The 24371-nt window shown below is 66.7% G+C and carries 2 protein-coding genes; both read left to right on the top strand.

Annotated features, from left to right (window positions below; all coding sequences use genetic code 11):
• Window positions 1-12840, top strand: coding sequence for an amino acid adenylation domain-containing protein (locus tag ACW9IB_RS24900; RefSeq protein WP_457415875.1), 12840 nt, complete (start codon window positions 1-3; stop codon window positions 12838-12840).
• Window positions 12837-24152 carry an amino acid adenylation domain-containing protein gene (locus tag ACW9IB_RS24905; protein WP_457415876.1) on the top strand — a complete coding sequence of 3772 codons (11316 nt, stop codon included), beginning with the start codon at window positions 12837-12839 and terminating at the stop codon, window positions 24150-24152. The genes ACW9IB_RS24900 and ACW9IB_RS24905 overlap by 4 nt, the downstream gene beginning before the upstream one ends.
• Window positions 24153-24371 lie beyond the last annotated feature (219 nt).

Consider the following 24371-nt stretch of genomic DNA (forward strand, 5'->3'; position numbering starts at 1 on the left):
ATGCAGTTCAGCGAATTATTGGCAGCGATTTCCACCCACGCGATCCGGCTGCAACTGGAAGATGGCGACCTGATTATCCTGGGCGACGATGACGCGCTGGATGACGTGCTGTGGGACCAACTGATCGCCCACAAGCCCCAACTGCTGGCCCTGGTGGCCGAGCATGGTGGTGACTGGCTCAGCCCCGCCTACCGCATCACCCCGGACATGCTGCCGCTGGTCGACCTCGACCAGGCGGCCATCGACCGTATCGTCGCGGCCATCCCCGGCGGCGCGGCGAACGTGCAGGACATCTACCCGCTGGCGCCGCTCCAGGAGGGCATGCTCTACCACCATTTGTCGGCGGAACTGGGCGACCCCTACGTGCTGCACGCGCGGTTCGCGTTCGACAGCCGTGCACGCCTGGATGCCTTTGCCCAGGCGCTGCAATGGGTCATCGACCGCCACGACATCCTGCGTACCTCGATGGTCTGGGAGCGCCTGGACGAGCCGCTGCAAGTGGTGTGGCGCAAGGCGACCCTGGCCTGCGAGCCGGAGGATTTCGACGCGCGCACCTACCGCATGGACCTGGGCCAGGCGCCGCTGCTGCGCCTGCTGTTCAGCGAGGCGTCGGCCAGCGGCGGCGTGACCGCCACGCTGCTGTTCCACCACACCATCCTCGACCACACCGCCCTCGATGTCGTGCGCCATGAAATCCAGCTGTACCTGGCCGGCGAGCACGCCAGCGCGCCTGAACCGGTGGCGTTTCGCAGTTACATCGCCCAGGTGCGCCAGGGCGTGAGCGAGCAGGCCCACGAAGGGTTTTTCCGCGAGATGCTGGCGGACATCGATGCACCGACGCTGCCGTTCGGCTTGCAGGATGTGCAGGGCGACGGCCAGGGTATCGACGAGGTGCGCATCCCGGTCGACAGCCGCCTGAGCCGTCGCCTGCGCAGCCTGGCACGGCCGCTTGGCGTGAGCGTGGCGAGCCTGATGCACCTGGCCTTCGCCCGTGTGCTGGGCGTGGTGTCCGGTCGCGAGGCGGTGGTGTTCGGCACGGTGATGCTCGGCCGCATGGGCGCGGGCGAGGGCGGCGAACGGGCCCTGGGCATGTTCATCAACACCTTGCCGCTGCGTGTGGATGTGGGCGAGCAGGGCGTGCGCGCCGGGGTCAAGGCGGCCCATGAACGGCTCACCACCTTGCTCCACCACGAACACGCGTCCCTCGCGCTGGCCCAGCGTTGCAGCGGTGTGGCCGCGCCGGCGCCGCTGTTCAGCGCCATGCTCAACTATCGCCACAGCGCCGCCAGCGACATGGACGCGGTGATCGACGTGGCCGACGGCATCCAGGTGCTGAGCGCCGAAGAACGCACCAACTACCCACTGACCGTCAACGTGGATGACCTGGGCGAAGACTTTGCCCTCACCGTGATGGTGGATGCCGCCATCGGCGCCCAACGGGTCGCCGGCTACCTGCACACCGTGCTCGACAGCCTGGCCGACGCCCTGGAACATCGCCCGGACGCGCCGCTCAACAGCCTGGCGATCCTGGACCGTGATGAACGCCACCACCTGCTGCACCGCCTCAACCACAGCCCGCTGACCTACGCCGACAGTGCGCTGATCCACGCGCAGGTCGAGGCCCATGCCGCCGCGCAGCCGGACGCCATCGCCCTGCGCTTCGACACCCAGCGCATCACCTATGGCCAGCTCAATGCGCACGCCAACCAGGTCGCCCACCACCTGCTGAGCCAAGGCATCGGGCCGGACGATCGCGTGGCGATCTGCGTGGAGCGCGGCCCACAGATGATCATCGGCCTGTTGGGCATTCTCAAGGCCGGCGCCGGCTACGTGCCCATCGACCCGGCCTACCCACAGGAACGCATCGCCTACACCCTGGCCGACAGTGAACCTCGGGCCGTACTGATACAGGCCGCCACCACTCACCTGGCGGGCGAGCTGCCCCGGGTCGACCTCGACAACCTGGGTGAACAACCCGACAGTAACCCACAGGTCAGCGTCAGCCCGAGCCACTTGGCCTACGTGATCTACACCTCCGGTTCCACCGGCCTGCCCAAGGGCGTGATGATCGAGCACCGCCAGGTCGCGCGGCTGTTCACCGCCACCGAGCATTGGTTCGGTTTCAACCCCACCGATGTGTGGGCGTTGTTCCACTCTTTCGCCTTCGATTTCTCGGTGTGGGAAATCTGGGGCGCCCTGATGCACGGCGGCCAGTTGCTGATCGTGCCGCAACTGGTCAGCCGTTCGCCGGACGAATGCTACGCGCTGCTGTGCGAGGCCGGTGTCAGCATCCTCAACCAGACGCCCAGCGCGTTCCGCCAGTTGATTGCCGCGCAACAGCAGAACCCGCAGTCCCATTCCCTGCGCCAGGTGATTTTCGGCGGCGAAGCCCTGGAACCGGGCATGCTCAAACCCTGGTATGCCCAGGCGATCAACGCCGGTACGCAACTGGTGAACATGTACGGCATCACCGAAACCACCGTGCACGTGACCTATCGCGCGCTGGAGGCGGCGGATGCGCTGCTTGTGGGCGTCAGCCCGATTGGCGTGCGCATTCCCGACTTGCAGCTGTATGTGCTGGACGAGCACCGCGAGCCGCTGCCCTTCGGTGTGGTCGGCGAGTTGTACGTAGGTGGCGCCGGCGTGGCGCGCGGCTACCTCAACCGCGATGCGCTGAACGCCGAACGCTTCCTGGCTGACCCGGCCACCGGTCTGCGCATGTACAAGACCGGCGACCTCGGCCGCTTGCTGGCCGACGGTAGCGTGGAATACCTGGGGCGCAATGACGACCAGGTGAAGATTCGCGGTTTCCGCATCGAACTGGGCGAAATCGAAGCGCGCCTGGCCACCGCCGAAGGCGTGCGCGACGCACGGGTGATCGCCCGTGAAGACGAACCGGGCGACAAGCGCCTGGTGGCCTACGTGATCGCCGAGGGTGAGCTCAACGCCGCCGACCTGCGTGACCACCTGCTACTCAGCCTGGCCGAACACATGGTGCCCGCGGCCTTTGTGCAACTGGAGCGCTTCCCGCTGACCACCAATGGCAAGCTCGACCGCAAGGCCTTGCCCGCTCCCGACGCCGAAGCCCTGGCCCGCCGCAGCTACGAAGCGCCGCAAGGCCCCGTGGAAACCGCTATCGCGACTCTCTGGCAGGACCTGCTCAAGCTGGATCGGGTCGGTCGTCACGATCACTTCTTCGAACTGGGCGGGCACTCGCTGCTGGCGGTCAAGCTGATCGAGCGCATGCGCCAGCTGGACCTCGGCGCCGATGTGCGTGTGTTGTTCGGCCAGCCAACGCTGGCGGCACTGGCCGCAGCGGTGGGCGGGCAGCAGGCGGTGCAGGTTCCGGCCAACCGGATCAGCCCGGACTGCTCGCGTATCACCCCGGACCTGCTGCCGCTGGTGAGCCTGGATCAGGCCGCCATCGACCTGATCGTCAGCGGCGTGCCCGGCGGTATCGCCAATGTGCAGGATATCTACGGCCTGGCGCCGTTGCAGGCCGGCATTCTCTACCACCACCTGGCGACCACCGAGGGCGATCCCTACGGCTTGCAGGTGCAGTTCAGCTTTGCCGATCAGGCGGCGGTGGATGCGTTTGTCCAGGCGCTGCACAGTGTGATCGAGCGCAATGACATCCTGCGCACCGCCATTGTCTGGGAAGGCCTGGAGGAGCCGGTACAGGTGGTCTGGCGTCAGGCGCCGCTGGCCGTCGAACACCTGGAACTGCCGGGTGACGAGGTGCTGGCGCAACTGCAACAGCGCTTCGACCCACGCCACTATCGCCTCGACCTGAGCCGTGCCTCGCTGATGCGGTTTGCCTACGCCGAGGAACAGGGGCGCTACGTCGGCATCCTGCTGCTGCACCACATCCTGCTCGACCACACCGCCTTGCAGGTGCTGGTGCAAGAGATGAGCGCCAGCCTGTCCGGCAGCAGCGCCCGGTTGCCCGACGCGGTGCAGTACCGCAACTACGTGGCCCAGGCGCGCCTCGGCGTCAGCCAGGCACAGCACGAAGCATTCTTCAGCGACATGCTCGGCGATATCGACGAACCCACACTGGCCTTCGGCTTGCAGGACGTGCACGGCGACGGCAGTGGCATTGTCGAAGCGCATTTGCCGCTGGAACCGGCGCTCAGCCTGGGCCTGCGTGAACAGGCGCGACAACTGGGCGTGAGCAGCGCCAGCCTGGTGCACCTGGCCTGGGCCCAGGTACTGGGGCAGGTGTCCGGCCAACAGGACGTGGTGTTCGGCACCGTGCTGCTGGGCCGTCTGCAAGGCGGCGAAGGCGCCGACCGCGCGCTGGGCATGTTCATCAACACCTTGCCGCTGCGCATCAGCCTCGGTGCCGTCGGCGTGCAGGCCGGCGTGCGCGCCACCCATGCCCGCTTGGCGCAGTTGCTCGGGCATGAACATGCGCCGTTGTCCCTGGCCCAGCGTTGCAGCAGTGTGCCGGGCTCGCTGCCGCTGTTCAGCACCTTGCTCAACTACCGCCACAGCGCGCCGGATGAAGCGCCGGGCGCCAGCCCGTTTGCCGCGTCCGGTATCGAAATCCTGCATTCCGAAGAGCGTAGCAACTATCCGCTGGTCCTGAACGTCGATGACCTCGGCAGCGGCTTCACACTCAACGTCCAGGGCGTGGCTTCACTGGACGTGCAGCGCGTGGGCGACTACATGCTCACCGCGTTGCGCCATCTGGTCACGGCCTTGCAACAGGCACCGACCACGCCGTTGCAGGCGGTGTCGATCCTGCCGCCTGGCGAACGTCACCAGTTGCTGGTGGACTTCAATGCCACCACCCGCGACTACCCCGCGCAGGCGAGTGTGCACCAGTTGTTCGAAGCCCAGGCCCTGGCCCGCCCCGAAGCCGTGGCTGCGATCCAGGGCGACTTGTCCCTGAGTTACCGCGACCTCAACCGCCGCGCCAACCGCCTGGCCCATCACCTGATTCACCAAGGCGTGCAGCCCGGTGAAAGCGTGGCCATTGCGCTGCCGCGCTCCCTCGATCTGCTGGTGTGCCAACTGGCGATCCTCAAGTGTTCGGCGGTGTATGTGCCGCTGGACGTGAACGCCCCGGTCGAGCGCCAGGCGTTCATGGTCCAGGACAGCGGTGCGCACCGTGTGTTGGGCAGCCTGGCCGACTTGAACCTGGAGACGATGTCGCCGCGCAACCCGGAGCTTGGCCAGTCTGCGGAGGCTGTCGCGTACATCATGTACACCTCCGGCTCCACGGGTACCCCGAAGGGTGTGCAGGTGCCGCACCGGGCGATCTCGCGCCTGGTGCTCAACAACGGCTATGCCGAGTTCAACGAGCGCGACCGCGTGGCCTTCGCCTCCAACCCGGCCTTCGATGCCAGCACCCTCGACGTGTGGGCGCCGTTGCTCAACGGCGGCTGTGTGGTGGTGGTCGAGCAGGGCGTGCTGTTGTCCCAGGCCGCGTTCGCTTCGCTGTTGCAGGAGCAGGCGGTCAGCGTGCTGTGGATGACCGCCGGACTGTTCCATCAGTACGCCGACGCATTGCTGCCGGTGTTTGGTCAGTTGCGTTACCTGATCGTCGGCGGCGATGTGCTCGACCCGTTGGTGATCGGTCGTGTGCTCCAGCACGGTAAGCCCCGGCACTTGCTCAATGGCTACGGCCCGACCGAAGCCACCACGTTCTCCACCACGTTTGAGATCACCACGGCAGGCGAGGGCGGCATCCCGATTGGTCGGCCCATCGCCAACGCCCAGGCCTATGTGCTCGACGGACGCCAGCAACCACTGGCCCTGGGGGTGGTCGGCGAGCTGTACATCGGCGGTGCCGGCGTGGCCAAGGGTTACTTGAACCAACCGCAGCTCACCGCCGAAAAATTCATCCCCAACCCGTTTGGCGAAGGGCTGTTGTACCGCAGCGGCGACCTGGCCAGCTGGCAAGCCGACGGCACCTTGCTCTATCAGGGGCGCAATGACCTGCAGGTGAAGATTCGCGGTTTCCGGATCGAACCCGGCGAAATCGAAACCTGCCTGGCCGTCTTCCCCGGGGTGAAAGACACCGTGGTCCTGGCCCGGGAAGACGAGCCCGGCGACAAGCGCCTGGTGGCCTACTACACCGCAGAGGCGCCGCTGGACATCGAAGCGCTGCGTACCCACGTGCAAGGCCGCCTGCCGGATTACATGGTGCCCTCGGCGTATGTCTGGCTGGAATTGCTGCCGCTCACCGCCAACGGCAAGCTCGACCGCAAGGGCTTGCCGGTGCCGGACCAGAGTGCCTTGCTCAGCCGTGGCTACGCGGCGCCGGAAGGCGAGGTGGAGACCTTGCTGGCGCAGATCTGGCAGGACCTGCTCAAGCTCGACCGTGTGGGCCGACATGATCATTTCTTCGAGCTGGGCGGGCATTCGCTGCTGGCGGTCAGCCTGATCGAACGCATGCGCCAGGCCGGCCTGAGCGCCGATGTGCGCGTGCTGTTCAACCAGCCGAGCCTGGCCGCTCTGGCAGCGGCGGTCGGCAGTGGCCGCGAGGTGGTGGTGCCGGCCAATGGCATCCCGCCTGGCTGCACCCGGATCACCCCGGCGATGCTGAGCCTGGTGCAGCTCTACGCGGCGGCCATCGCGCGGATCGTCGCCACCGTGCCGGGTGGCGCGGCGAATGTGCAGGATATCTACCCGCTGGCGCCGTTGCAGGAAGGCATCCTTTACCACCACATCAGCGCCGGGCAGGGCGACCCGTACCTGCTGCAATCGCGCATGGCGTTTGACAGCCTCGAGCGTTTGCAGGGCTTCATGGGCGCATTGCAACAGGTGGTGGCTCGCCACGACATCCTGCGCACCGGCGTGGTCTGGGAAGGTCTGGACAGCCCGGTGCAAGTGGTCTGGCGCCAGGCGCAACTGGTGGTGCAGGCCGTCGAACTGGACCCGGCGGACGGTGGCATCATCGAGCAGTTGCACGCGCGCTTCGACGCCCGTCATTACCGCCTCGACATCACCCAGGCGCCGCTGTTGCGCATGGTCTATGCCCACGACCCGGCGAATCAGCGGGTGGCCGCCATCCTGCTGTTCCATCACCTGGCGCTCGACCATACCGCCATGGCCGTGGTCGGCGAGGAAATGCGTGCGTTCCTGTTCAACCAGGCCGAGGCCTTGCCCGCGCCCGCGCCGTTCCGCAACTACGTGGCCCAGGCGCGATTGGGCGTGAGCGTGACGGAACACGAAGGGTTCTTCCGCGAGATGCTCGCCGATGTGGACGAGCCGACCCTGCCGTTCGGGGTGCAGGATGTGCAGGGCGACGGTCGCGATATCGAAGAGGCCGGGTTGGCGCTGGATGCCACGTTGGCCAAGCGTGTGCGTGAGCAGGCACGCCTGTCGGGCGTCAGTGCGGCGAGCCTGATGCACCTGGCCTGGGCCCAGGTGCTGGGGCTGGTGTCCGGGCGCGACGATGTGGTGTTCGGCACTGTATTGATGGGCCGCATGCAGGCCGGTGACGGCGCGGACCGTGCCTTGGGCATGTTCATCAACACCTTGCCGCTGCGCGTGAACACCGGCGCGGGGGCCTTCGATGCGGTCAAGGCGACCCATGTGCGCTTGAGCGCCTTGCTGGGTCATGAGCATGCCTCTCTGGCCCTGGCCCAACGCTGCAGCGGCGTGCCAGGCACGGTGCCGCTGTTCAGCGCCTTGCTCAATTACCGTCACAGCAGCCCCGATGAAATGGCCCGTGACGGCCACGGCATCTGGGAAGGCGTGCAACTGCTGGGCGGTGAAGAACGCAGTAACTACCCGCTGACACTGAGTGTGGATGACCTCGGCGAGGGCTTCGGCCTGACGGTGCTGGCACTGCCGCAGATCGGCGCGCAGCGCCTGTGCGGTTACATGCTCGGTGCCGTCGAGCAACTGGTGACGGCCCTGGAAACGGCGCCGCACATGCGCCTTGAGCGACTGCCCATAGTGCCGGTGGCCGAGCGCGAGGTTCTGCTGCGCGGGTTCAACGCCACCGCTGCGGACTTCCCCAGCGGGCAGACCCTGCACGGCGCCTTCGAAGTGCAGGCCGAGCGCCAACCCCACGCTATCGCGGTGGTGCAGGACGACCAGACCCTCACCTACCAGCAACTCAACCAGCGCGCCAACCAGTTGGCCCACCACCTGCTGGAGCTCGGCGTACAGCCGGACGACCGCGTGGCGATCTGCTGCCGTCGCGGCCCGCAGATGCTTGTGGGGCTGCTGGGCATTCTCAAGGCCGGTGCCGGTTATGTGCCCATCGACCCGGCTTACCCCGCCGAGCGCATCGCCTACCTGCTGGAGGACAGCGCACCGGTGGCGGTGCTGGCCGAGGCCGGCACCCGCGACCTGTTGGGCAATGTCGCCAGCGTGGACCTGCACGGTGCGCACTGGCAGCATCAGGCGCTCAGCAACCCACGGATCGCGGCGCTGACCCCGGCACACCTGGCCTACGTGATCTACACCTCGGGCTCCACCGGCCAGCCCAAGGGCGTGATGGTGGAACACCGCACCGTGGAAAACCTGGTGCACTGGCACTGTGACGCCTTTGGCCTGGACGCCACCAGCCACACCAGCAGCGTGGCCGGCTTCGGCTTCGATGCCATGGCCTGGGAAGTCTGGCCGGCACTCTGTGTGGGGGCCACGCTGTACCTGCCGCCCGCCGACGTGGGCAACGAAAACATCGACGCCTTGCTGGCCTGGTGGCTGGAGCAGCCGCTGGACGTGAGTTTCCTGCCGACCCCGGTGGCCGAATACGCCTTCAGCCAGAACTTGCAGCACCCCAGCTTGCGTATCCTGCTGATCGGCGGCGACCGCCTGCGCCAGTTCACCCAGGAGCGGCGCTTCGCGGTGATCAACAACTACGGCCCCACCGAAGCCACGGTGGTCGCCACTTCCGGTCGTGTACGGGCCGGGCAGGCGCTGCACATCGGCAAACCGGTGGCCAATGCCAACGCTTATGTGCTGGACAAACACCTGCGTCCGGTACCGGTGGGTGTGGCCGGTGAACTGTATGTGGGTGGCAGCGGGGTGGCGCGGGGGTATCTGAACCGTGCCGACCTGACCGCCGAACGTTTCCTGCAAGACCCGTTCAACGCTGGCCGCATGTACCGCACCGGCGACCTGGTGCGCTGGCTGCCCGACGGCAACCTCGAGTACCTGGGCCGTAACGACGACCAGGTCAAGGTGCGCGGGGTACGGGTGGAACTGGGTGAAATCGAAAGCCGCCTGGCCGCGCTCGAGGGTGTCGGCGACGCGGTGGTGCTGGTGCGCGAGGGCCGCCTGGTGGCCTGGTTCACCGAGCAATACCCGCAGGCCCTGGAAACCCTGCGCGCGCAATTGCAGGCGCAGTTGCCCGACGCGCTGGTGCCGATGGCCTATGTGAGGCTCGACACGCTGCCACTGACCGCCAACGGCAAGCTTGACCGCAAAGCCCTGCCGGAGCCGGATCAGACGGCATTGCTCAGCCGTGATTACGAAGCGCCGTCGGGTGACGTGGAAACCACCCTGGCGCAGTTGTGGGCCGAGGTGTTGCAGGTGGAACAAGTGGGGCGTCATGACCACTTCTTCGAGCTGGGCGGCCATTCGTTGCTGGCGGTCAGCCTGATCGAACGCATGCGCCAGGTCGGCCTGAGCGCCGATGTGCGCGTGCTGTTCAGCCAGCCGACCCTGGCCGCACTGGCGGCTGCCGTGGGCAGTGGCCGCGATGTAGCGGTGCCGGAAAATCGCATTCCCGCAGGCTGCCAACGCATCACGCCGGACCTGTTGTCCCTGGTGCAACTCGACCAATCGACCATCGACCAGGTCGTCGCCCAGGTGCCCGGTGGCGCCGCCAATGTGCAAGACATCTACCCGCTGGCGCCGTTGCAGGAAGGCATTCTCTACCACCACATCAGTGCCGGGCAGGGCGACCCGTACCTGCTGCAATCGCACCTGGCGTTCGACAGCCTCTACCGTCTCGAGGCCTTCGCCCAGGCGCTGCAACAGGTGATCGACCGCCACGACATCCTGCGTACCGCCGTGATCTGGGAAGGCCTTGCGCAACCGCTGCAAGTGGTGTGGCGCACCGCCAAATTGCAGGTGCAGGCGGATGTCCTCGACGGCCTGCACCAGCGTTTCGACCCACGTCAGTACCGCGTGCCGATGGACCAGGCGCCGCTGGTACGCCTGGTCTACGCGCCGGACCCGGCCAACCAGCGCGTGGTTGCGATTCTGTTGTTCCACCACATCGCCCTCGACCACACTGCCCTCGATGGCGTACGCCATGAGATGCAGGCCAGTCTGCTCGGGCTGCCACAGCCTGCCGGTGATGCCACGCCTTATCGCAACTATGTGGCACAGGCGCGGCTGGGCGTCAGCGAACAGGAGCATGAGCAGTTCTTCCGTGGGATGCTCGCCGATATCAGCGAGCCGACCTTGCCGTTCGGTCTGCAGGATGTGCGCGGCGATGGCAATGCGATCGAAGAGGTCCAGCAGACGCTGGCGCCGACCCTCAACCAGCGCCTGCGCACCCAGGCCCGTTTGCTCGGCGTCAGCGCTGCGAGCCTGTTCCACCTGGCTTGGGCGCGGGTCCTCGCCAGCACGTCTGGCCAGGAGAACGTGGTGTTCGGCACCGTGTTGCTGGGGCGCATGCAAGGCGGCAAAGGCAGTGACCGTGCCTTGGGCATGTTCATCAACACCTTGCCGCTGCGGGTGGATATCGATGGCAGCAGCGTGCGCGTTGCGGTCAAGCAGACCCACGCACAATTGACCGCGCTGCTCGGCCATGAACACGCGTCCCTGGCCCTGGCCCAGCGTTGCAGTGGGGTTGCCGCGCCGCTGCCGCTGTTCAGCGCGATGCTCAACTATCGCCACAGCGACAGCGTGCAGGCGCCGGTTTCCCAAGCCTGGGACGGCATTCAGACCCTGGCCAGCGAAGAGCGCACCAACTACCCGTTGACCCTCAACGTGGACGACCAGGGCGATGGTTTCCGCCTCACTGCCATGACCGCGAAGTCGATTGGCGCGCAACGTATCTGCGGTTACTTGCAGGTGACGTTGCAAGGGCTGGTCGACGCGCTGGAGCAGGCGCCGAACCTGGCGGTCAATCGCCTGCCGGTGCTGGAGGCGCAGGAGCGCGAGCAACTGCTGTCCGGTTTCAACGCCACCGAGGTGGCCTATGACCTCGACCAGACCCTGCACGGGATGTTCGAAGCGCAGGTAGCGCGTACGCCGGATGCCATCGCCGTCAAGGCGGGTGACCTGGCATTGACCTATGCCGAACTCAACGCGCGCGCCAACCAGTTGGCGCATCACCTGTTGGCCCTGGGCGTCCAGGCGGATTCGCGGGTGGCGATCTGCGTGGAGCGCGGCCTGGACATGGTGGTCGGCCTGTACGCGATCCTCAAGGCCGGTGCCGCTTATGTGCCACTGGACCCGGCGTACCCCTTGGAGCGTATCGCCTACATGCTCGAGGACAGCGCGCCGGTCGCGGTGCTGGCCCAGGGCAGCACGCGTGGCTTGCTGGGCAACACCCCCGTGGTCGACCTGGACCAGCCGACCTGGCACCACCACGCCATCGATAACCCGCGAGTGCCGGCCCTCAGTGCCTACGTGATCTACACCTCCGGCTCCACCGGCCAGCCCAAGGGTGTGATCAACGATCATCCCGGCGTGGTCAACCGCCTGTTGTGGATGCAGGACGCCTATGGCCTCAAGGCCCACGACAGGGTGTTGCAGAAAACCCCGTTCAGCTTCGACGTGTCGGTGTGGGAGTTCTTCTGGCCGCTGTTCACCGGCGCCTGTCTGGTCATGGCGCGCCCTGGCGGCCACAAAGACCCGGCCTACCTGTGCGAGGTGATCGCGAACGAACAGATCACCACGCTGCACTTCGTGCCGTCGATGCTCGATGTGTTCCTGGCCCACGGCGATGTCAGCCAGGCCGCAGGGCTGGTCCGCGTGATGTGCAGCGGCGAAGCCTTGCCGGGCAGCCTGGTGCGGCGCTTCAAGCAGCAGTTGCCGGGCATCGGCCTGTACAACCTGTACGGCCCGACCGAAGCCGCCGTGGACGTGACCGCCTGGAACTGTGCGCGGCCCGACGTGCCGGACAATACGCCCATCGGCAAACCCATCGCCAATACCCGCCTGTACGTGCTGGACGGGCAGTTGCAGCCGGTGCCATTGGGTGTGGTCGGTGAGTTGTTCATCGGTGGCGTGCAAGTGGCCCGGGGTTACCTGAACCGTCCCGAGCTGACCGCCGAACGTTTCCTCAAGGACCCGTTCACCGCCGGCCGCCTGTACCGCACCGGCGATCTCGGGCGGTATTTGCCGGACGGCAATATCGAGTACCTGGGCCGCAACGACGACCAGGTGAAAATCCGTGGTCTGCGTATCGAACTGGGCGAAATCCAGGCGCGGTTGCTGGAGCATGCCCAGGTCAACGAGGCCGTTGTGGTGGCCCGTGAAGAGCGGCTTGTCGCTTACTACACCGGCGTTCGGTCCGCCGATTTGCGCGAGCATTTGCTGCACCACCTGCCGGACTTCATGGTGCCCGCGCTGTTCGTGCACCTTGACGCATTGCCGCTGAGCCCCAACGGCAAGCTTGACCGCAAGGCCCTGCCGGCACCGGGCAACGAAGCCCTGGCGTTGCGTGAGTACGAAGCACCGGTGGGCGATACCGAAATCCTGCTGGCGCAACTCTGGGCCGAACTGCTCAACGTGGAACGGGTAGGGCGCCAGGATAATTTCTTTGAACTGGGCGGGCACTCGCTGCTCGCCGTGAGCTTGATCGGGCGCTTGCGCCAGGAAGGCCTGGAAGCCGATGTGCGTGCGTTATTCGAACAGCCGACCCTGGCTGGCTACGCCGCGATGACTGAACGAATGGAGATCGTCCTGTGAGCATTCTCGAACTGCTGGCGACGCTGAAAACCAAGGATGTGCAGCTCGCACTGAAAGGCGAGCAATTGTCGGTGCAAGGCAACAAGCAGGCACTGAGCGATCCTGAGATCCTCGCCGCATTGCGTGAACACAAGGCGGCGCTGATCGAGCGGATCAAGGCCGGCGAGTATTCGAGCGCCAACGAAGTGCCGGCCAATGGCATCCCGGCCCACGCCGAGCGGATTGTGCCGTCCATGTTGACCCTGTCCGACCTGAGCCAGGACGAAATCGACCGCATCGTCGCCAGCGTCGAGGGTGGCGTGGCGAACATTCAGGACATCTACCCGCTGGCACCGCTGCAAGAGGGCATTCTGTTCCACCACGCCAGCACCGAGCAGGGCGACCCCTATGTGATGCAGTCGCAGTTCGCCTTTGACAGTGTCGAGCGCTTCGAAGCGTTCGCCCAGGCGCTGCAAGGGGTGATGGACCGGCACGACATCCTGCGTACCGGCGTGGTCTGGGAAGGCCTGCAACAGCCTTCGCAAGTGGTGTGGCGTACCGCGCGCCTGCCCGTGCAGGCGCTTGAGCTGGACCCGGCGGACGGCGATATCGCCGCCCAACTGCACGCGCGCTTCGACGCCCGGCATTACCGGCTGGACGTGACCCAGGCGCCGCTGCTGCGCCTGGCCTGGGCAAAGGATCCGGCGCAGCGGCGCGTTGTCGCGATGCTGCTGTTCCATCACATGGCCCTGGACCACAGCGCCCTGGAAGTGGTGCGCCATGAAATGCAGGCGTTTCTGCAAGGGCATGCCACGCAACTGGGCCACGCCGTGCCGTTTCGCAACTACGTGGCCCAGGCGCGCCTGGGTGTCAGCGAACAGCAGCATGAGGCGTTTTTCCAGCAGATGCTGGGCGATGTGATCGAGCCGACCTTGCCCTTCGGCTTGCAGGATGTGCAGGGCGACGGTCGTGGCATCAATGAGCTGGATTGGCCGTTGTCGGACGCGCTCAATCAGCGCCTGCGCGCCCAGGCCCGGCTGCTCGGGGTCAGCGTCGCCAGCCTGTTCCATCTGGGCTGGGCCCAGGTCTTGAGCGCACTGGCGGGCAAGTCCCAGGTGGTGTTCGGCACCGTGCTGATGGGGCGGATGCAAGGCGGGCATGCCACGGACCGCGCCCTGGGGATCTTCATCAACACCTTGCCGTTTCGCGCAGACGTGGGCAGCGATGACGTGCGCAGCGCCGTCAAGGCCACCCACGCGCGGCTCACCGGCCTGCTGCGTCACGAGCACGCGCCGCTGGCGTTGGCGCAACGTTGCAGCGGGGTGGTCGCGCCGACGCCGTTGTTCAGCGCATTGCTCAATTACCGCCACAGCGGCACCGGTACCCGCAGCGAAGCGGTGGCGGCGTGGCGGGGCATCGAGACGCTGCGTTCGGATGAACGCACCAACTACCCCTTGACCCTGAGCGTGGATGACCTGGGCGAAGGGTTCATCCTGCGCTTGCTGGCGACCACTCAGGTGGATGCGCAGCGCGTCTGCGCCTACCTGCAAACCGCCCTGGACAACCTGGTGACCGCGCTGGCAGAGGCGCCGCACACGCCGCTCGATCAGCTGTCGGTGGTGCCCGCCGACGAGCAGCGCCTGCTGTTGGAAGACTTCAACGCCACCCGGGCGGATTTCCCCCAGGGCAGCACGCTGCATGGCCGCATCGAAGCCCAGGTCGCGCTGACGCCCCAGGCCATCGCCGCCGTGCACCAGGGCCGGCAATTGACCTACGCCGAACTCAACCAGCAAGCCAACCTGCTGGCCCACCACCTGCTGGCCTTGGGCGTGAAGCCCGACGACCGCGTGGCCATCGTCGCTCGCCGAGGCCTGGACACCCTGGCCGGGCTGCTGGCGATCCTCAAGGCCGGGGCCTGCTATGTACCGGTGGACCCGTCGCACCCGGCCGAACGCTTGAATTACCTGTTGAGCGACAGCGCCCCGGTGGCGGTGCTCACCCAGCACGCGTTGCTGGAGCGCCTGCCGGCCCTTGACGTGCCGGTGATCAACCTTGATCGCTTCACCTGGCAGCATCATTCGGCGAGCAACCCGAACGTGACCGTCACGCCTGCGAACCTGGCGTATGTGATCTACACCTCCGGTTCCACCGGCCTGCCCAAAGGGGTGATGGTGGAGCATCACACGGTGGCCAACCTGGTGGACTGGCACTGTCACGCGTTTGACCTGTGCGCCGGGCGCCATACCGCCAGCGTCGCCGGTTTCGGCTTTGATGCGATGGCTTGGGAAGTCTGGCCCGCACTGTGTGCCGGCGCGACCCTGCACCTGCCGCCGGCCAACGACGGTGCTGAAGATATCGATGCGCTGCTGGCCTGGTGGCGCGCGCAGCCGCTGGACGTGTGCTTCCTGCCGACCCCGGTGGCCGAATACGCGTTCAGCCAGCAGATCGAACACCCGACCCTGCGCACCCTGCTGGTCGGCGGTGATCGCTTGCGCCAGTTCGGTCGCGCCCAGCGCTTCGACCTGATCAACAACTACGGCCCCACCGAGGCCACGGTGGTCGCCACCTCCGGCAAGGTCGAGCCGGGTGGCGTGCTGCATATCGGCAAACCCATCGCCAATGCCACGGTGTACCTGCTGGACGAACAGCAGCGCCCGGTGCCGTTGGGGGTGGCGGGTGAGTTGTACGTGGGCGGCAAGGGCGTGGCGCGGGGTTACCTGAACCGCCCGGAACTGACCGCCGAGCGTTTCCTGCGCGACCCGTTCAACGCCGGACGCATGTACCGCACCGGCGACCTGGCGCGCTGGCTGCCCGATGGCACCCTGGAATACCTGGGGCGCAATGACGATCAGGTGAAAATCCGTGGCATGCGCATCGAGCTGGGCGAAATCGAAACCCATCTCAACCAACTGCCGGGCCTCCAGGAAGCCGTGGTGCTGGTCCGCGAAGAGCGGCTGGTGGCGTATTTCACCGAACACCCGCAATTCGACCCGTTGAGTGTGGCGGACATTCGGGCTCACCTGGTGGCGCATCTACCGGACTATATGGTGCCGGTGGCGTTCGTCAAACTCGACGCGCTGCCCCTGACCGCCAATGGCAAGCTCGACCGCAAGGCCTTGCCGGCGCCGGACCAGGCCGCCGTCTTCAGCCGCGAATACGCGGCGCCCGAGGGCGAGATCGAAACCCTGCTGGCGCAGATCTGGGCCGAGGTATTGCAGGTGGAGCGTGTCGGGCGGCATGACCATTTCTTCGAACTGGGCGGGCACTCGTTGCTGGCCATGCGCATGGTGTCCCAGGTCCGTCAGCGGCTGGGGGTGGAGTTGATCCTCGGCGAGCTGTTCGCCAATGCCGAACTGGCTGCCGTTGCCGAAGTGTTGGCGACCGCCGGGCGCAGCACGTTGCCGCAGATTCTGCCGGCCAGTGCCGATGCCGACGTGCCGCTGTCGTTCGCCCAGCAGCGCCTGTGGTTCCTGGCGCTGATGGAAGGCGCCAACACCGCCTACAACATTCCCATCGGCCTGCGTTTGCGCGGACAGCTGCATGTCGAGGCCCTGCAACGGGCCCTGGCGCGCATCGTCGCGCGGCATGCCACGTTGCGCAGCCGCTTCACCCAGCGTGGTGATGAGGCCCACGTACTGATCATGCCCGCCGAAGCCATGTTGCCCTTGCAAGTGCAGGACCTGCGCCGTCACCCGCACCCGCAACAGGCCCTCGACGCATTGATCCACGGTGAAGCCTCGGCGCCGTTCGACCTGGAGCGCGGCCCGTTGTTGCGCGGGCGTCTGGTGGTGATGGCCGACGATCACCATGTGTTGCTGCTGACCCTGCACCACATCGTGTCCGATGGCTGGTCCATGGGCGTGCTGACCCGCGAGCTGATGGCGCTGTATCAGGCGTTCAGCCATGGCCTGCCGGACCCGCTGCCCGCGTTGCCGATCCAGTACGGCGACTTTGCCGTGTGGCAGCGCCTGTGGCTGAGCGGCGAGGTGCTGCACCGTCAGAGCAGTTATTGGCAACAGGCGCTGGCGGGGGCGCCGGCCTTGCTCACGCTGCCCACCGACCGCCCGCGCCCGGCGCAGCAGGATTACGCCGGCAGCAGCGTCGGGTTGCGCCTGGACGAACGCCTCACCGCCGGGCTCAAAGCCTTGAGCCAACGCCATGGCACCACGCTGTACATGACCCTGATGACCGCCTGGGCCGCGCTGCTGGCGCGGCTGTCCGGCCAGCAGGAGGTGGTGATCGGCTCGCCGGTGGCCAACCGCACGCGCAGCGAGGTGGAAGGGCTGATCGGTCTGTTCGTCAACACCCTGGCGGTGCGTATCGACACCTCGGGCGCGCCGAGCGTCGAGGCGTTGCTGGTGCGGGTCAAGGCCCTGACCCTGGAAGCCCAGGCGCATCAGGACCTGCCGTTCGAGCAGGTGGTGGAAATCACTCGGCCCGTGCGCAGCCTAGCCCATAGCCCGGTGTTCCAGACCCTGCTGACCTGGCAGGACAGCAGCGCGCCGACCCTGGCCCTGGGCGACCTGGCACTGGAAGGCATCGTCGAGAACAGCCATTTTGCCAAGTTCGACCTGTCGCTGGACCTGGGCGAAGTGCAAGGCACGATCATCGGTGCGCTGGAATACGCGGTGGCACTGTTCGACGAATCGACCATGCGCCGTTATGCGGGTTACTTCACGCGGCTGTTGCAGGCCATGGTCGACAACGACCAGGCAGTGTTGGAGCAAGTGCCGCTGGTGGACGCGGCCGAGCGCCAGCATCTGCTGTTCGGATTGAATGCCACGCAGGTGGACTACAACCTCGACCAGACCCTGCACGGGATGTTCGAAGCGCAAGTGCTGCGCACTCCGCAGGCGCTGGCGGTCAAGGCCGGCGATCAGACGCTGACCTATGCCGAACTGAACGCGCGGGCCAACCAGTTGGCGCATCACCTGCTGGCACTGGGTGTGCAGCCGGACTCGCGGGTGGCGATCTGCGTGGAGCGCGGCCTGGAGATGGTGGTCGGCCTGTACGCGATCCTCAAGGCCGGCGCCGCCTATGTGCCGCTGGACCCGGCGTACCCACGGGAGCGCATCGCCTACATGCTGGAGGACAGCGCACCGGTCGTGGTGCTGGCCCAGGCGTCGACCCGCTCGCTGTTGGGCGACGTGGCGGTGATCGATCTGGAGCAGCCCACCTGGCAGCAGCAGTCGACCTGCAATCCGCAGGCGGCGAGCCTGGCTGCCTACGTGATCTACACCTCCGGCTCCACCGGCCAGCCCAAGGGTGTGATCAACGACCACGCGGGGGTGGTCAACCGCCTGCTGTGGATGCAGGACGCATACGCACTCACCGGCGAGGACCGGGTGTTGCAGAAAACCCCGTTCAGCTTCGACGTGTCGGTGTGGGAATTCTTCTGGCCGCTGTTCACCGGTGCGAGCCTGGTGATGGCGCGTCCCGGCGGCCATAAAGACCCAGGCTACCTGTGCGACATCATTGAGGCCGAGCGGATCACCACCCTGCATTTCGTGCCGTCGATGCTCGACGTGTTCCTGGCCCACGGCGAGGTGAGCCAGGCCAGAGGGCTGGTGCGCGTGATGTGCAGCGGCGAAGCCTTGCCGGGCAGCCTGGTGCGGCGCTTCAAACAGCAGTTGCCGGAGAGCGAGCTGCACAACCTGTATGGCCCGACCGAAGCCGCCGTGGACGTGACCGCGTGGAACTGCGCGGGCGCCGTGACGCCGGACAACACGCCCATCGGCAAGCCGATTGCCAACACCCGCATGTACGTGCTGGATGGCCAAATGCAGCCGGTGCCGCTGGGGGTGGTCGGTGAATTGTTCATCGGCGGTGTGCAAGTGGCGCGGGGGTATCTGAACCGTCCCGAACTGACCGCCGAACGTTTCCTCAAGGACCCGTTCACCGAAGGCCGCCTGTACCGCACCGGCGACGTCGGGCGTTACTTGCCCGATGGCACGCTCGAATACCTGGGACGCAATGACGACCAGGTGAAGATCCGTGGCCTGCGCATCGAACTGGGGGAAATCCAGGCGCGGCTCACCGAGTGCCCGTCGGTAAACGAAGCGGCGGTGATCGCCCGGGATAACCGGCTGATTGCCTACTACACCGGCGTGCCCAGTGCGGTCGACAGCCTGCGTGCCCATCTGCTGCAACACCTGCCGGAATTCATGGTGCCGGCGCTGTTCGTGCACCTCGACACGCTGCCCCTGAGCCCCAACGGCAAGCTCGACCGCAAGGCGCTGCCGGCGCCGGGCCTAGACGCAGTGGTGGTGCGCGAGTACGAAGCCCCCCAGGGCGACACGGAAATTGCCCTGGCCGAGCTGTGGGCCGAGTTGCTCGGTGTGGCGCGCGTGGGCCGTCACGACAACTTCTTCGAACTGGGCGGGCACTCGTTGCTGGCGGTGAGCCTGATGGGCCGCCTGCGACGCCTCGGCTGGTCGGCGGACGTGAAAGCGCTGTTCGGCCAACCCACCCTGGCGGCATTGGCGGCGGCGCTGGGCGGTGGCCACGAGGTGGCGGTGCCGGCCAACCGGATTGCCGCCGATTGCCTGCACATCACGCCGGACCTGCTGCCACTGATCGCGCTGGACCAGGCGGCCATTGACCGCATTGTCGGGTGCATTCCCGGCGGCGCGGCCAATGTGCAGGACATCTACCCATTGGCGCCGTTACAGGCCGGCATTCTCTACCATCACCGCGCGGTGCAGGAGGGGGACGCGTACCTGCTGCAAGCGCAGTTCGCCTTCGACAGCCTGCAACGGCTGGAGGCGTTCGCCCTGGCGTTGCAGGCGGTGATCCAGCGGCACGACATTTTGCGTTCGTCCTTCCACTGGGAAGGGCTCGAGGAGCCGGTGCAGGTGGTGTGGCGCGAGGCGCGGCTGAGCGTTGAAACGGGACCGGTGCCGTCACGCCTGGCAGTGGGCCAGGCGCCGCTGATGCGCCTGGTGTATACCCGCGAGCCGCAGCGGGTGGTCGCGACCTTGCTGTTCCACCATCTGGTGATGGACCACATTGCCCTGGAGATCCTGCAACACGAACTGCAAGCTTTTCTGCTGGGTACTCCGCAGGCGTTGGGCGCGGCGGTGCCGTATCGCAACTATGTGACCCAGACGGTGACTCAGGCCACGGACGACCACGCGCTGTTCTTCGGCGAGATGCTCGGTGATATCGATGAGCCGACCGACGTGGCATACCTCGGGGCCGAAACGCGCGCGCAGCAGGCCCTCGACCTCCAGTTGAGCCAGCGTGTACGGACCCAGGCGCGCCAGGCGGGGGTCAGCGCCGCGAGCCTGATGCACCTGGCCTGGGCCCAGGTACTGGGCAAGGTCTCGGGGCGCGAACAGGTGGTGTTCGGCACCGTGATGCTCGGTCGCCTGCAAGGCGGCGAAGGCGCCGAAAGGGCCATGGGCGTGTTCATCAACACCTTGCCGCTGCGGGTCGACCTCGGTGAGCGCTCGGTACTCACGGCACTGCGCGCCACCCATGGGCGGCTGACCGAACTGCTCAGCCATGAGCATGCCCCGTTGGCCCTGGCCCAGCGTTGCAGCGGTGTGCCGGCGGCGACGCCGCTGTTCAGCGTGCTGTTCAACTACCGCCACAGTGCGCCTCAGGCCGGTGGCGTGGCGCAGGCGTGGCAGGGCATCGAACTGCTCAAGGCCGAGGAACACACCAACTATGGCGTGTCGCTGAGCGTCGACGACCTGGGCGAAGGCTTCAGCCTGACGGCTCTGGGGCAGGGCGCCGAACGCTTGTGCGGCTACTTGGCGAACGCCGTGGAGCACGTGGTGAAGGCGCTGGAAGATCACGCGCAGATCGCGGTGAGCCACGTGCCGATCCTGCCGCTCGCCGAGCGCCGGCAATTGCAGGCGTTCAACGCCACCACCCGGGCGTTTCCCCGTGAACACACGGTGCAACGCCTGTTCGAAGCCCAGGCCCAGGCGCGTCCTGCCGCCGTGGCGGTGCGGCATGGCGAACAGACCGTCAGTTATGGTGACCTGAACACCCGCGCCAATCAGTTGGCCCATCACTTGCTGGGCCTGGGCGTGAAACCGGGAGACAACGTGGCGCTGCTGTTGCCGCGCTCCCTGGACCTGCTGATCAGCCAACTGGCGGTGCTCAAGTGCGCGGCGGCCTATGTGCCGCTGGACAGCAACGCCCCTGCCGAGCGTCAGGGCTTCATGGTGCAGGACAGCGGTGCGGTCTGGCTGTTGACCCGCAGTGACGCGGTCATCCCGTACCCGGCGCGACGCCTGGACCTCGATACGCTGGTCCTGGACCCGCAACCGAGCCACAACCCGGACCTGTCGCAGACCTCGGACAGCGTGGCGTACATCATGTACACCTCGGGCTCCACCGGCACGCCCAAAGGTGTGCTGGTGCCCCATCGCGGCATCACGCGGTTGGTGATCAACAACGGCTATGCCGATTTCAACGCCAGCGACCGCGTGGCCTTTGCCTCCAACCCGGCGTTCGACGCGAGCACCATGGACGTGTGGGGCCCGCTGCTCAATGGCGGCCAGGTGCAAGTGGTCGACCACGCCACCTTGCTCGACCCGCTCGCCTTTGGCGCTGCGTTGCAGGGCGCGACGGTGCTGTTCGTGACCACCGCGCTGTTCAACCAGTACGTGCAACTGATCCCCGAGGCCCTGGCCGGCTTGCGCATCCTGTTGTGCGGGGGCGAACGGGCCGATCCGGCGGCGTTCCGCAGTTTGTTGGCGCGGGCCCCGGCGTTGCGTCTGGTGCATTGCTACGGGCCGACGGAAACCACCACCTACGCCACTACCCACGAAGTACGCGCGGTGGCCGAGGACGCGGACAGCGTGCCGGTGGGACGGCCGATCTCCAACACGCAGGTCCATGTGCTGGATGCACAGCTGCAACCAGTGCCGGTGGGTGTCATCGGGGAAATCTGCATCGGTGGCGACGGCGTCGCCAAGGGTTACCTGAACCGGCCTGAACTGACCGCCGAGAAATTCGTGCAAGACCCGTTCGTGGCCGGCGCGTTGCTGTACCGCACTGGCGATCTTGGGCGCTGGACGGCGGACGGCCTGCTCGAGTGCATCGGCCGCAATGATGACCAGGTGAAGATTCGCGGTTTCCGCATCGAGCTGGGAGAAATCGAGGCACGCCTGGCGTCCTTCGCCGCGCTCCAGGACGTGGTGGTACTGGCCCGCGAGGACGTGCCGGGCGACAAGCGCCTGGTGGCCTACTTCACCTGGGCGGCTGACCCCGTGGGCATTGAGGCGGTACGCGCCCATCTGCAAGGGCAGTTGCCCGCGTACATGGTGCCCTCGGCCTACGTGGCGCTGGCGCAGCTGCCGTTGACCGCCAACGGCAAGATCGACCGCAAGGCCTTGCCGGCTCCGGCCTGGGAGAGTTCGGCCAGCCAGGACTTCGAAGCCCCGGTGGATGAACTGGAGCAGACCCTGGCGCAGCTGTGGGCCGACGTGTTGAAGCTGGAACAAGTGGGGCGGCACGACAGTTTCTTCGAGTTGGGCGGGCATTCGCTGTTGGCGATTCGCCTGGTGACGCTGCTGGACGAAGCGGGGGTGCAAGTGTCGCTGGCCGAACTGTTCCAGCACGCCAGCGTGGCCTCGGTAGCCGCGATGTTGCGCCTGCGCACCGATGCGCCGGTGCGGGACCCGGCAGTGATCACCGTGCGCAGCGGCGGTAGCCAGGCGCCGTTGTTCCTGGTGCATGAGTTCAGCGGCCTCGACGTGTATTTCCCGGCGCTGGGCCAGCACCTGCCCGGCGACTACCCGATCTATGGCCTGCCGGGCGCGCCGCTGGGCGCGACGCAACTCGACACGATGGAAGGTCTGGCGGCGCGCATGGTCGGCCTGATCCGCGAGCGCCAACCCCATGGGCCCTACCGCATCGCCGGCTGGTCGTTCGGCGGCGTGCTCGCCTATGAAGTCGCCCTGCAATTGCTGGGGCTGGATGAGCCGGTGGCGTTCCTCGGCCTGATCGACAGCTACGTGCCGCGCATGACCGACCAGGGCAAGGCGCGCTGGTCCGGGCCGGACGCGCTCAAACGGCATTTGCTGCTGCAATGCAGCGCGTATTGGACAGCACAGGGAGGTGCGGATGAGTTGGCGAGCCTTGAACAACTGGAGGCGGGCATTGGACAGCTGGACGTTGCGGGCCTGCTGCAACGCTGTCGCGATCAAGGTCTGCTATACGCGCAAATGGCGGCAGCGACGGATGCGGACCTCTTGAATTTCATCGAGAGGGAAGTGGCGCACGGACATGCGCTGGCGCATTACAGCCTGTTCCCGCTGCCAGTGCCGGTGCATCTGTTCAGTGCGGCCGAGCGCCCCACCGAACTGTCACGACGCAGTCAGTCCCTGGGCTGGAGCGACGCGCTGGCGCCTGGGCAACTGCGCCAGGTGGAAGTGCCGGGCGATCACCAGAGCATGATGCAGGCGCCGCATATCCAGGCGCTGGGCCGCGCGATCAGCGATGCGCTGACGACCAGCGCGCCAGTGCAGGAGGCGGCGCATCAACCCTTGTTGCGTATCCAGAGCGGCCGCGCGGGCCATGCCCCGGTGTTCTGCGTGCCGGGTGCGGGCGACAGCGTCACCGGCTTTGTCGGCTTGAGCGAGGCACTGGGGCGCGACTGGCCGCTGTTCGGTTTGCAACCCCGCGGTCTGGATGGCGAGGCGGTGCCCCATAGCCAGGTGGAAGCGGCGGCGCGCTGCTACCTGACGGCGCTGGAGCAGGAATGCCCACGGGGGCCGGTGCACCTGGTCGGACATTCGTTCGGCGGCTGGGTGGCGCTGGAAATGGCGCTGCGCTTGCAGGCGGCGGGGCGCGAGGTGGCGTCGTTGACGGTGATCGACAGTGAGTCGCCGTTGCGCGCAGGCCAGCCCTATACGACCACGGCGGCGTTGGTGCGCTTGATCGAATCGATGCAGTTGTCGGCGGGCCGGTCGCTGGGCATTGATCTCGAGGATTTTGCCTTGCGGGATGAGCGCGCGCAGCAGCAGGCGTTGCATGGGGGCATGGTGGGCGTGGGGCTGTTGCCGGCGCGGGCCAGTGTGGACGCGATGGCGGGACCGGCGCGCACCTATGCGGCGGCATTGCGTACCCGCTATCGGCCGCAGCAGCGGTTCAACGGGGTGGTGCGGTTGGTATTGGCACAGGACCCGGCGCTGGATGCGGCGGGGAATCAGCGGGAGCAGGGGTTGATGATCGAGGGCTGGGAGCGGCAGGGGCGTTCGCTGGAGGTGTGGTATGGCGAGGGTAACCACTTCACGTTGCTCAAGGCGCCGAATGTGGGTGGGTTGGCACGGTGGTGGCTGGATCGGGTTTTGGTTGGGGAGGGGGTGTCGTGATGTGCATGAGGCGGGCGCACCGAGTACATATCCATTGCTGCGGTAACGGCCACTTGGGGTTCGGCCAGCGTGGTTTGACGGGTCGCCTCAGATCAAAACCAAAAGCGCGACGACCTGGTAGCCGACCGGTTTCTGGAAGCCGGTCTCGGTCCAAATGTGGGAGCGGGCTTGCTCGCGAAGGCGGCGTGTCAGCTATTACAGCACTAACTGATCCACCGC

The organism is Pseudomonas sp. SDO524_S393 (assembly GCF_054071875.1).

Coding starts and splice junctions, on each gene's coding strand:
- ACW9IB_RS24900 (WP_457415875.1), top strand. CDS start 1: ATGCAGTTCAGCGAATTATTGGCAGCGATTTCCACCCACGCGATCCGG.